The sequence below is a fragment of the Janthinobacterium sp. 61 genome (assembly GCF_002846335.1).
In the GTDB taxonomy this organism is placed as follows: domain Bacteria; phylum Pseudomonadota; class Gammaproteobacteria; order Burkholderiales; family Burkholderiaceae_D; genus Janthinobacterium.
Map to the genome: position 1 here is coordinate 3,699,933 of NZ_PJMQ01000001.1, position 12,485 is coordinate 3,712,417.

Annotated in this window: 9 protein-coding genes; 4 read left to right on the forward strand and 5 right to left on the reverse strand. The window is 62.1% G+C overall.

Annotated features, from left to right (window positions below):
- Positions 1 to 60 precede the first annotated feature (60 nt).
- The gene (locus CLU92_RS16860; protein WP_101482829.1) at positions 61 to 2,850 is read right to left on the reverse strand and encodes a TonB-dependent receptor; all 2,790 of its coding nucleotides are present in this window, start codon (positions 2,848 to 2,850) and stop codon (positions 61 to 63) included.
- Between the two features lie 44 nt (positions 2,851 to 2,894).
- Complete coding sequence (locus tag CLU92_RS16865; RefSeq protein ID WP_101482830.1) at positions 2,895 to 3,884, reverse strand: MurR/RpiR family transcriptional regulator; 990 nt, start codon at positions 3,882 to 3,884, stop codon at positions 2,895 to 2,897.
- Positions 3,885 to 4,086: 202 nt separating this feature from the next.
- On the opposite strand from CLU92_RS16865, the gene CLU92_RS16870 reads away from it, so the two are divergent.
- Positions 4,087 to 5,223, forward strand: coding sequence for a succinylglutamate desuccinylase/aspartoacylase family protein (locus CLU92_RS16870; RefSeq protein ID WP_101484733.1), 1,137 nt, complete (start codon positions 4,087 to 4,089; stop codon positions 5,221 to 5,223).
- A gap of 4 nt (positions 5,224 to 5,227) precedes the next feature.
- The gene (locus tag CLU92_RS16875; protein ID WP_101482831.1) at positions 5,228 to 6,616 is read left to right on the forward strand and encodes a YfcC family protein; all 1,389 of its coding nucleotides are present in this window, start codon (positions 5,228 to 5,230) and stop codon (positions 6,614 to 6,616) included.
- Between the two features lie 62 nt (positions 6,617 to 6,678).
- Here the strand turns inward: CLU92_RS16875 and CLU92_RS16880 are convergent, their stop codons facing one another.
- Positions 6,679 to 7,104, reverse strand: a complete 426-nt coding sequence (locus CLU92_RS16880) for a GNAT family N-acetyltransferase (RefSeq protein ID WP_101482832.1) — start codon at positions 7,102 to 7,104, stop codon at positions 6,679 to 6,681.
- Between the two features lie 164 nt (positions 7,105 to 7,268).
- Complete coding sequence (locus CLU92_RS16885; RefSeq protein ID WP_101482833.1) at positions 7,269 to 7,466, reverse strand: hypothetical protein; 198 nt, start codon at positions 7,464 to 7,466, stop codon at positions 7,269 to 7,271.
- A 274-nt stretch (positions 7,467 to 7,740) separates the two neighbouring features.
- Here CLU92_RS16885 and argH point away from each other — a divergent pair, with 274 nt between their 5' ends.
- Together argH and CLU92_RS16895 are read left to right on the forward strand one after the other, a co-directional pair.
- Positions 7,741 to 9,138: an argininosuccinate lyase gene (argH, locus tag CLU92_RS16890; protein ID WP_101482834.1), complete on the forward strand. Its 1,398-nt coding sequence runs from the start codon at positions 7,741 to 7,743 to the stop codon at positions 9,136 to 9,138.
- A 499-nt stretch (positions 9,139 to 9,637) separates the two neighbouring features.
- On the forward strand, positions 9,638 to 10,861 hold the full coding sequence (locus CLU92_RS16895) for a Xaa-Pro peptidase family protein (protein ID WP_101482835.1): 1,224 nt from the start codon (positions 9,638 to 9,640) through the stop codon (positions 10,859 to 10,861).
- Here the strand turns inward: CLU92_RS16895 and CLU92_RS16900 are convergent.
- Positions 10,858 to 12,438 carry a methyl-accepting chemotaxis protein gene (locus CLU92_RS16900; protein ID WP_101482836.1) on the reverse strand — a complete coding sequence of 527 codons (1,581 nt, stop codon included), beginning with the start codon at positions 12,436 to 12,438 and terminating at the stop codon, positions 10,858 to 10,860. The two genes, CLU92_RS16895 and CLU92_RS16900, sit on opposite strands and share 4 nt — an antisense overlap.
- Positions 12,439 to 12,485 lie beyond the last annotated feature (47 nt).

The following is a 12,485-nucleotide window of genomic DNA, read 5'->3' on the forward strand; positions in this document are numbered from 1 at the left end:
TATTACTTGCTGCATATGACAGCGTTGTTGCGGTATCTCCACGCTTCTATATAAAACTGCTTACTTGAAGCTGTAATTGGCGCTGGCATAGAAGCGCCGGCCACGCGGATCCGAATAGCTGGGATCATAGCCGGACAGGAAGAAGTACGCCTGGTTCGAGTACGGCGGGCTGGTATTGAACAGATTCTGTATGCCCGCGCGCAGCTTGAACTGCTTGCTGACCGCATACGCGCCCGACATGTCCCACAGCGTGTACGCCTTTACCCGGTTCGACTTGACCACGCTGCCATCGTCCGTGTTGATGGCCGAGTTCTGGTCATCGTAGCCGCTCGAATAGGTGTTCGACAGGCTGGCCGAATACGGGCCGTTGTCCCAGTCGAGGGTGATCGTATGGCGCCAGCGCTGCACCACGCCGTCCGTGACGAATTTATTCAAGTTGCTGATGAAATCGTCTCCGGGGCTGGTCTGGATTTTCGAGTCGAGCACATAGGTGCCGCTCAGGTGGCCGCCAAAACGTCCCCAGGCCGTTTTTACGCCATGCAGGTCGGCCGTGATATCGATGCCCGCAGCCTTTTGCGCGCCACGGTTTTCCTTGCGCAGCTCGATATAGTCGATTTCATTGTCCTTGTTGCGGTGCACCAGATCGCCGTATTTGGCCAGGTTGCCCAGGATGATGTCGTCGCCGATTTCGCTGATCAGATCCGTGCGCTTGATGTTCCAGTAGTCGGCACTGAAGGTCCAGTGCTGGCTCGGTTCCAGCACCAGGCCGACCGTGAACTGGCGGCTGCGCTCCGGTTTCAGCTTATCGTTGCTGTAGCGGCGCGTATCCCAATTATCGGCGCAGACGGAGTAATCATTGTTCTCGCTCGCGCAATACACGGGATCCGGTAGCGTCGCCGTACTGCTGTAGGCGGTGGGCCGGTGCAGGTCCGACATCGACGGCGCGCGGAAGCCCTTGCCAGCCGAGGCGCGCAGCAGCACCTGCTTGCTGGGCATGTAGGTCAGGCCGATCTTCGGACTAAGGGCACCGCCCACCTGCTGGTAATGGTCGTAACGACCAGACAACTGCGCCTGCCACTGCTTGGTAAACGGCAGCAGTAATTCGCTGTAGATGGCTTGCACCTTGCGGCTGTCGCTGGTGGCCACGCCGCCTTCGGGCGCCGCGTCGTTGTTGATGTTGTCGCTCATCAGCAATGCCGATGGACGGAACTCGGTGCGCTCGCGGCGCACTTCGCCGCCCACAGCCAGCGCCATGTCGCCGCCACCCAACGCCATCAGCGCGCGCGATGCCTTGAAGTCGAGTGCATCCATGGTGCCGCGCGCATGCCGTACTTCGTCATTGACCTGGATGCTGTCGAGCAGCGCCCTGCCCTTCGCGTTCGATGGGCCAAACGGGTTGATGTCGCCGGAGGCGATGCCTTCCAATAGCTTGTCGTACAGGACATAACCATGCGTATCGCGGTCCTTCACGACGTTGACGCTGTGATTGAAGCCCACGTCGTAATCCCAGCCGGCGAGCGTGCCGCTGGCGCCCACCACGAAACGCTGGCTCTCGCTGGTCAACTGGCTGGTGCGCATGCCCGCCTCATTAAGGCGCATGCGCAGTTCCAATTCGCGCGCAGTCGGATTGCCGTCTTCGTCGATGATGCTATCGAGGCCGGTATTGGCCAGTTGCGGTACCTTGCTGTAATCGAGATAGCCGATCACGCGCGCCGACGAACCCACGTAATAGCTGCGCGAACGGCTCAGCGCCACTTCCGCGTACAGCTGGTGATCATTATTCAGTTTCAGTACGCCGCGCGTGAGCAAGTTCTGCTTGTCCGTCTTCGGGTACAGCTCCGTGTCGCCCATGTAATCGTAGGTACAGGCATCGACGCCGCCCGTTCCGGCCGGCAGATACAGATTGGCCGGAGGCGAACAGTTCGGTATCGACAGATTGATCTGTCGGTTGGTAATCGGCTTGCCATTGAGCAGAAATCCATTGTCCTGCAAATAGTCACGCTGCTCTCCCGACAGGCGGATATTCGCCGGGCTTGTAAAACTTGACAGCAAATGCCCCAGGCGCTGCGGAACTTGCAGGTTAGGAATGAACTTGCGCTGCGAGGAGCTGAGGCGGTCTGTTTTTTGCAGGTCGACGACAGCAAAGATATTGTAGCCATCCGTGGCCAGGTCGCCCGTGCCGGCCGTGATACTGGCCGTGCGCTTGCCGGCGCCCCCTTCATCGGTGCGGCTGCCGTAGACATTCAGCTCCACGCCCTGGTAATCCTTACGTGTAATAAAGTTGATGACGCCACCGATGGCGTCCGTACCGTACAGGGCCGAGGCGCCGTCGAGCAGCACTTCCACGCGCTGCAGGGCGGCGGCGGGAATGTTGTTCAAGTCCACGCCGGCATCGTCGCCCGGCGAGGCAAAGTTCGCCATGCGCCGGCCATTGAGCAGCACCAGGGTCGATGAGGTTCCCACTCCGCGCAGGTTGGCGCTGTTGAAGCCGCGCTGGTCGCCGCCCACATTGATGCTTGCGCCGTCGGTCAGGCCGCCCACGTTGGCTGACACGCGCGCCATCAGCTCGGCCGCAGTCGTCACGCCCGCCTTTTCGATCTCGGCACGCGTGATGACCTGCACCGGCAGCGCCGTCTCCGATTCCAGGCGCTTGATGGCCGACCCCGTGATCTCCACGCGCTGCATTTTTTTCGGCGCAGGCTCTCCATCCTGTTCCTGCGCCTGCGCGGCGCTGGCCAGCATGCCCAGCGCCGCCGACACGCTCAAGGCGCCCAGCGCGAGACGCACGCCTTGCGCCAACGCCGATTCGCGTGGAAATATGGAACGGTCGTCCTGTCTTTTCATGTGCATTGCATCTCTCCCCGATGGTGTATGTCTGATTTTTGTCATGATTTTTATACTGCCTTGCGCTGCCTGGATACTGCTTTCCGGGGCCCCGGCACGCCATGCTCGCCGCCATACAGATAGGCGGCAATGACTTCGCTCAGGCGGGCCGCTTTTTCAACGTTCTTCTTGTTCGATACCATCAGCGCCACGGCCAGCGCCTCGATCATGGCCAGCGCCGTGCTGGCGCTGCTGGGCAGGACAGGATGCGTGCTTTGCGCATACAGCGCGTGATCGGCCAGTTCGGCGAGGGGGGATGCTGGAGAGTCGGTGAGCGCCACGATGCAGGCGCCGCGGTCGCGCGCGAAGCTGGCCAGGCCGATGCAGTCGAGCGTGTAGCGGGGGAACGAGATCACCACCAGCACGTCTTGCCCCGTCAGCTTGACCAGGTGTCCGGCCGCCACTTCCGAACCGCCGATGCCCACCACTTCCACCACATGCGGGCAAAACGGCTGCAGATGCTGCACCAGCATGCCCGCCAGGTTGGCCGACAAGCCAAAACCCATCACATACACTACCTTGGCGCGCGTCAGGCGCCGCACCACGGCCTGCATGGCCGGCGGCGACAGGGCATCGGACGTGGCGGCGATGTTCGCGGCCGCATACTCCAGGCTTTCCGTGATGGGTGATGTGGCGCGCGCACGCCGTTCTATCGTGCGGCGCAATTTGTCGACTGGCTGCAACAGCGATTGCAGGGTTTCGGCCATGGCGCTGCGCATGGCCGAATAATTCTTCTGGCCGATGTCGCGCGCAAAGCGGCTGATGGTCGCCGTCGATACCTGGCAGCTATCGGCCAGTTCCTCGATGCCCAGCGCCGTCACGCGCATTTGGTTGCGCAGCAGGTAATCGGCGATCTGCCGCTGCGAGGCCGAGCCGCTGGCCAGCACGTACATCAGCGCTTGCCCCAGCGGCGATTGCGCGAAGGCGGCATCGGGCGACGACAGGACGGCGGCCACTGGCGTGCGGGCGCTGTTACGGGCAGGACTGGCGGATGATTTCATATCACTGGCGGCCTGTGTTCTTGTGCATGGCGAATGAAGGATAAAAAGGCGAAAACGGGTCGTTGGAACTTACTCTACTCATATCAAAAAGAAAACTCAACAAATATTTGTAAAAGGATTTTCATTGATTTACTTCGTGAAAATAATGCTACATAATCGACCGAAATCCATCAACCGCGCCCCGTTTTGGGGCGAATTCACCATGCAAGTACAACAGCATCCCATCTCCAGCGCGCACGCCAGCGTATCTTGCCAGTTGAGCAGCTTTCACTTTGGTACGGCGGCGGCCGGCAGCCGCAGCGGCAAGAAGGTGTATATCCAGGCAGCGCTGCACGCGGACGAAGTGCCGGGCATGCTGGTATCGCAATTCCTGCGCCGCGAACTTCTGGCGCTGGAGGCGGCGGGCAAGATCCACGGCGAAGTGATCCTGGTGCCGGCCGCCAATCCCATCGGCCTGGCGCAAGCCATCCATGGCGCGCCGTTTGGCCGCTTCGACCTGACCACGGGCATCAACTTCAACCGCGCCTACCGCCACGTGGCAGATGAATTGAAAACCACGCTCGATGGCCTGCTGGGACAGGATGCGCAAGCCAACGTAGCGCTGATACGCGAGCATGCGCGCGCCGCCGTCGCCGCCTGGCGGCCGGGCACGGACGCGGAAACACTGAAAAAAACCTTGCTGGGCATGGCAATCGATGCCGACATCGTGCTCGACCTGCATTGCGATAACGAAGCGGCACTGCACATCTATACAGGCACGCCGCTGGCGGCGCAGATCGCGCCCCTGTCCGCACTGCTGGGCGCGCGTGCCGTGCTGCTGGAACTGGCTGCCGGGGAAGAGCCTTTCGACGAAGCCTGCAGCCGCCTGTGGTGGGATCTGGACGCGCACTTCCAGGGACGCTATCCAATCCCCGCCGCCTGCCTGTCGACCACCGTCGAATTGCGCGGCGAAGTGGAAGTGAGCTACGCCCTGGCAGAGCGCGATGCCACTGCCTTGCTGCGCTTTCTTGCCATCGAGGGCGTGCTGGAGATAGCCGGTGCCGGCGACGACCTGCCCGCACCGCAATGCGAACCAACGCCGCTGGCCGGCGTGGAGCCGATCCTCGCGCCGCACCACGGCGTACTGGTGTATCTGCGCGAAATGGGCGACGTGCTGGCCGCCGGCGATGCAATAGCCGACTTGATCGATCCCGTCAGCGGCGAGACGACGACCTTGCGTTGCACGGTCGCCGGTGTCTTCTTTGCGCGCAGCGCCCACCGCCACGTCCTGCGCGGCATGAACGTCGGCAAGGTCGCCGGCGCCATCGCCTTCCGCGGCGGCAGCCTGCTGAGCCAATGACGCCATGAGAAAATTCAAGCTCCCCAACACCTTCGTCCTGCTGTGCGGCATCCTGGCCATGATCGCCCTGGCGACATGGCTGGTGCCGGGCGGGAAATTCGATACGCAACTGGTCAATGGCAAGCAGCTGATCATCCCCGGCACGTTTCACTACGTGGACAACAAGCCGCAGGGACTGGCTGCGCTGATGATGGCGCCCATCAAGGGCTTCGTCGACGCCAGCCTGATCATCGGCTTCGTGCTGATCGTCGGCGGCGCCTTCGCCGTGCTGCAAAAGACGGAAGCCTTCGACTCGCTGATCAAGGCCATCGCCAAGGCGCATACCAGTTCGCGCTTCGTGCGCGCGGCCATCATTCCCGTCTTCTTCACCATGTTTTCACTGGGTGGCGCCACCTTCGGCATGAACGAGGAAGCGATTCCCTTCATCCTGATCTTCGTGCCGCTTGCCCTGGCCCTGGGCTATGACACCATCACGGGCGTATCGATTCCCTTCATCGGCTCGCAGGTGGGCTTTTCCGCCGCCTTCCTGAACCCGTTCAACGTCGGCATCGCGCAGGGAATCGCCGGCGTGCCGATCTTTTCCGGCATCGGCTACCGCCTGATCGTGTGGGCCATCGCCACGGCGGTCAGCATCGTGTTTTTGATGTGGTACGCGGCGCGCATCAAGCGACATCCGGAAAAAAGCCCGACCTATCTGCTCGACATCGAAAAACGCAGCGAACACTCGATGGACCTGGACAGCTTTGCCGGCATGACGCGCACGCACCGTGCCGTGCTGTGGATTTTCATGGCGACCTTGCTGACGATGGTCGTCGGCGTCGTCAAGTACGACTGGTTCATCGATGAAATCGCCGCCCTGTTCCTGGTGATGGCCATCGTCGTCGGTCTGGTCGGCCGGCTCGACATGGACAGCCTGGTGGCGTCTTTCGTGCAGGGCGCGCGCGACATGGTGAGCGTGGCGCTGGTCATCGCGCTGGCGCGCGGCACCATGATCCTGGCGCGCGACGCGCAGATTATCGACACCATGCTGCATGCATTGACGCCCCTGGTGGCCTCGTCAAGCCCAGTCTTTGCAGCGCAAAAGATGTTCTTCATGCAGTCGGTAATCAATTTCTTCATCCATTCCGGCAGCGGCCAGGCCGCGCTGACCATGCCCATCATGGCGCCGCTGGCCGACCTGGTGGGCGTGACGCGCCAGACGGCCATTCTTGCCTTCCAGTTCGGCGAATTCACCACGCCGATGATTCCCACCTCCGGCATCACCGTCGGCGTGCTGGCGCTGGCGCGCGTGCCGTGGATTACCTGGGCCAAGTGGATGATCCCGTTGCAGCTGATCTATCTGGTGCTCGCGCTGCTGCTATTGATTCCCCCCTGCCTGATGCATTGGCAGTAAAGAAGGCCACGGCGATGCACAGTCGCCGTGGCTTTTTTGCGCCCGACGCTCAAGGTAATCAATCAACGCTGGTAGATGTCCGGCACATAGCGTTCCATCAGCGTTTCCGGGCGCAGCGGCGCCGTAAAACCGTAACGCGCGTACAGCGTATGCGCCGTGCTGGTGGCCAGCATGAAACGGCGCAAGCCCTGCAAGTCGGGATGGGCCATCACGGCGTCCATCAGGCGCTTGCTGTAGCCGCGGCCGCGGTACTCTTCCAGTACATACACGTCGACCAGATAGGCAAACGTGGCGTAGTCGCTGACCACGCGGGCAAACGCCACCTGGCGGCCGTCAAGCGTGCCGCCGAAACACAGCGAACGGTCGATGGCGCGCTGTACGGTAGCCAGCGGGATGCCGATGGCCCATGTCGATTGCGTGCTGAGAAAATGGTGGATGTCCGGAACGTCGAGTTCCGCCTTGTCGGTACTGATCATCAAAGCTGACATTGTGCAGGCCTTGCTATCGTTGAAAACACGATCATCGGTCTTTTTTCTGCTGCTGTCACCTGGGCTGGAAATAACCGGGGGGCGCCGCCCGTTCTGACTGTCCATGTACGGTACTGCTGTGTGCTACTGATATTTTTCGTACTAGCTGCATTGCATCGCCACTCTTACAGGGCGGCTTTTTCTTCTGCGCTCAGGCGCTTGGCGCTGACATACACGGTGTGCATGGTGGCTTGATCGGCGCTGGCGTGGATGGTGGCTGGCGCAGCGCGGAACTTCGGCACGGCGGCGGTGGCCAGACTGGTGGCGGCGGCGATGGCGACGATGGCAACGAAGATGGCTTCCATGTTTTTAGCGATGTTCATGATATTTTCCTTGAGGTTGAGGGGTGTTGCTGTTTGTCCTGCGATGATTGAACTGTAGGCCGATCACCGCTGAACTGCCATCGGATTGCGACAAAACGCACGATTTGCGGGACAGAATACAAAAAGCCCGGATGGAACGCGCAACAGCGCCCGTACCGTGGCATTTGATGCTTGCCAGCCCCATTACTGGCCATTTCAGCGCCCTGCAAGCCCCTAAAAGCACTACCGCAGGCCAACCTTGTTTATAATCGCCCTACACTAAAGGACTTCTTTCATGACTGATCAATTCTCCAAAAAGGGCGAAGCCTGGTCGGCCCGGTTTTCCGAACCGGTCTCGGACCTCGTCAAGCGCTACACAGCTTCTGTATTTTTTGACAAGCGCCTGGCGCTGTTCGACATCGAAGGTTCGCTGGCCCATGCGGAAATGCTGCATGCGCAAGCCATCATCAGCGCGGCCGACTACGCGGAAATCCAGCGCGGCATGGCGCAAATCTCGCAGGAAATCGCCGCTGGCCAGTTCGAATGGCTGCTGGACCTGGAAGATGTCCACCTGAATATTGAAAAGCGCCTGACCGAACTGGTAGGCGATGCGGGCAAGCGATTGCACACGGGCCGTTCGCGCAACGACCAGGTGGCCACCGATATCCGCCTGTACGTACGTTCTGCCATCGACGACATCACCACCCTGTTGGCGACGTTCCGCAGCGCACTGACGGACCTGGCAGAGCAGCATGCCGACACCATCATGCCGGGCTTTACCCACATGCAGGTGGCCCAGCCGATTACCTTCGGCCACCACATGCTGGCGTATGTCGAGATGTTCGGCCGCGATGCCGAACGCATGGCCGATTGCCGCAAGCGCGTCAACCGCCTGCCGCTGGGCGCAGCCGCCCTGGCCGGCACCACCTTCCCCATCGACCGCCTTCGCGTCGCCAAGACGCTGGGCTTCGACGACGTCTGCCACAATTCGCTCGACGCAGTGTCGGACCGTGATTTCGCCATCGAATTCTGCGCCGCTGCCTCCGTGCTGATGATGCACGTGTCGCGCATGGCCGAGGAACTGGTGATCTGGATGAGTCCACGCATCGGCTTCATCGACATCGCCGACCGCTTCTGCACTGGCTCGTCGATCATGCCGCAAAAGAAGAACCCGGACGTGCCGGAACTGGCGCGTGGCAAGACAGGCCGTGTGTATGGCCACCTGATTGGCCTGCTGACCCTGATGAAAGGCCAGCCGCTGGCCTATAACAAGGATAACCAGGAAGACAAGGAACCGCTGTTCGATACCGTCGACACCGTCATCGACACACTGCGCATCTTCGCCGACATGGCCGGTGGCATCACGGTGAAACCGGAAGCGATGCGCGCGGCAGCCCTGCAAGGTTATGCCACGGCGACCGACCTGGCCGACTACCTGGTCAAGAAGGGCTTGCCGTTCCGCGACGCCCATGAAGCGGTTGCCCTGGCCGTGCGCGCCTGCGTCGATGCCGGTTGCGACCTGGCCGACCTGTCGCTGGAACAGTTGCGCGCGTTTTCCCCGCTGACCGGTGAAGACGTGTTTGAAGTGCTGACCCTGGAAGGCTCCGTTGCCGCGCGCGACCACGTAGGCGGCACCGCGCCACGCCAGGTGCGCGCCGCGATCGCCCGCGTGCGCACGCAGCTGGAAAAATAAACCGCGCTTGCGCGCACAAGCGCCCCGCTGCATCGCTGCAGCGGGGCGTTTTTCATTGCGCGAGGATTGTCGACAACACGGAAAAGGCGGCGTCCGTCTGCGACGCTTCCAGCAGCAAGGTCAGCTGGGCGGATACACACCCACGGTAGCCGTGCCGATGGCACAGCTGACACGCCAAAGGGCGAAGGAGCAGGAATTACGCAGCGCCCTGATCGAGATACCTGTAGCCGTCGATGCCTACAAGCGCGCTTGGGACAATAGACGCATCAAGCTGTCGCTGGGCGCGTCCGGCTATCCGAAAAATCTCGATGAACTGGTCGAGGGTGTGCCCGACCAGTTCAGCGCCGCAAACAGCACTATGCGGACTGGCATTTCATTATCCGCACGACCTCGTGCTGCCCCCGCCCGATGCCGCCGGCGGCGCGCCCTGGCTCCAGCAGAAAGGCGCGAACTGATATCATGCCCGCATTCCAAATCAGCATCGAGCAAAGGAGCAGGCATGAGCATAGGTGGCACTTCCATCGAACAGGCATTGGCATCGCTGTCGGACATGACGGGCGGCATGGTTGCCATCGGCAAGGACGAACACGCGCAACGCATCGCCAAGGCGCAAGCATTCATGCGCGAGCAGGGCATCGCCGCGATCTACCTGAACGCGGGCGCCAACCTCACCTACTTCACGGGCACCAAATGGTATGCCAGCGAACGCATGGTGGGCGCCATCCTGCCGGCCAGCGGCGAGATCGAATACATCGCTCCCGCCTTCGAGGAAAGCACCTTGCAAGGCTTCATGCTCATCGAGGGCATGGTCAATTGCTGGGAAGAGCACGAGAGCCCGTACCAGCTGTTCGTCGACGTGCTGGCGCGCATGGGGATTGCCCAGGATGCGGACGCGCCGCCGCGCGTGGGCATCTGCGAAAGCGCCGCCTTCTTCATCTATGACGGCATCCGGCCGCTGGCACCCGGCTACGCGCTGGAAAATGCGCGTGCCGTCACCGCGTACTGCCGCAGCCGCAAGTCACAGGCCGAAATCGCCCTGATGCAGCGCGTGATGGACATGACCCTGGCCGTGCACGTGGCCACGGCCAGCATGCTGTACGAAGGCATCACGACGGTGGAAGTGGAAGAATTCATCCAGCGCGCGCACCGCAAGGTGGGAGCACCCCGCTCGTATTTTTGCATCGTGCTGTTCGGCGAAGCGACGGCCTATCCGCATGGCGTAAACTACGTGCAGACACTGAAGGCAGGCGACACGGTACTGATCGACACGGGTTGCCAGGTAATGAATTACATCTCCGACATCACGCGCACCTATGTGTTTGGCGCCATCAGCGAACGCCAGCGCAGCGTGTGGAACAGCGAAAAGGCGGCGCAGGCAGCGGCATTCGCCGCCGCCCTGCTGGGCGTGCCCTGCGGCGACGTGGACCGCGCCGCGCGCGTCTCGCTGGAGGCCGACGGCTTTGGCCCCGGCTACAAGCTGCCGGGACTGCCGCACCGCACGGGCCACGGCATCGGCCTCGATATCCACGAATGGCCTTACCTGGTGGGCAATGACACGACGCCGCTCGACGTGGGCATGTGCTTCTCGAACGAGCCGATGATCTGCATCCCCGGCGAATTCGGCATCCGCCACGAAGACCATTTCTACATGACGGAAAACGGTCCGCGCTGGTTCACCGAACCGGCACACAGCATCGACGATCCGTTCGGCTTGCGGACTTAAGCCGCCTTCGTCAACGCCAGCCGCCGTGCCGCCGGCACGGTAGCGATCGGCGCCAGGCTGCCCTGTGTCAGCTTGAACACGGCCAGCGCCGTGCCCAGTTGCACGGCCTGTTCCTGCAGCGATTCGGCGGCCGCCGACGCTTCTTCCACCAGCGCGGAATTTTGCTGCGTCATCTGATCCATGCTGCCGATGGCCACGCCGATGTCGCCGATGCCTGCGCTTTGCGCCTGACTGGCGGCACTGATCTCGGCCATGATGTCGGCCACTTTTTTCACGGAATCGACGATCTGCCCCATGGTCAGCCCAGCCTCGTCGACCAGTTTCGAACCGACATTCACCTTTGCCACCGAATCGCCGATCAATTGCTTGATCTCGCGCGCTGCTGCCGCACTGCGCTGCGCCAGGTTGCGCACCTCAGATGCCACCACGGCAAAGCCGCGCCCCTGCTCTCCCGCGCGAGCCGCTTCCACGGCCGCATTCAAGGCCAGGATATTCGTCTGGAAGGCGATGCCGTCGATGACGCCGATGATGTCGACGATGCGCCTGGATGAATCGTTGATCTCACCCATGGTGGTAACCACCTGGCTGACTACCTGCCCGCCTTTGACCGCCACCACGGATGCCGACACGACCAGTTCATGCGCCTGCCCCGCATTGGCGGCGTTGTCGCGCACAGTACTTGTGAGGCTGTCCATGCTGCGCGCCGTCTGGTCCAGACTGCCCGCCTGCGACTCCGTACGCGCGGCCAGATCCGCGTTGCCCTGGGCGATTTCCGCGCTGGCCACCTGGATGGTTTCGGCCGACGCCTTGATACCGGACACCATGCCGGCCAGCCGGCCGCGCATCTCCTTCAGCGCCGCCAGCAGGCTGGCCTGGTCGCCCGCCTCGGTCACGATCTGCATCGAGAGGTCGCCGTCGGCCACGGCGCGCGCGATCTGGCGCGCATATTCAGGCTCGCCGCCGAGCTGCTGCCAGATGGCACGCACGACGAAATGTGATACGGCCACCAGGCAGACGATGACGGCCAGCGCCACGGCAATGCTGGTATTGAGGGCATTGCGCACATTGGCCGCGCTGCGTTCGATGCCCTGTTTGAACTGCGTCTGCGCCTGCTCATTGGTCTTCGCCAGGTCCGTATTGAGCACGGCCAGCGCACCCTGCATGCGCGCCACGGTCGCTTGCGGGTCACCCTCTTCCATTTCCAGCATGATGCGCGCCGCGCTCAGTGCCGGCGCATAATAGGCATCGAATTCCTTTGCCAGGCGCTGGCCCTGCTCGCGCTGCCCGGGGATCGCCACAAAGTCGGCCAGCTTGGCACGCAGCTTGACCGCCTGGCCGCCGACTTGCCCGATACGCTCCTTGTCGCCTTCGCTGACGGCATCGCGCAGGGCGTCGCCGACGGCAGCCACGTCCAGGGTCAGCGACTTGGCCATGTCGAGCACGGGATAGTCGGCGCTCTCGGTGGCGTGGATGGAATTGAGCGTGGCCGTGGACAGATAGGCGCTGACAGCCAGCCCCAGCCCGAAAATCACGGCCGAGATGACAGGCAGCGCCCATATCTTGCGTTTGATGCTCATTGCTGTCTCCTGATTTTTGATGAATTATCGGGCCGCCGCATGGCGCG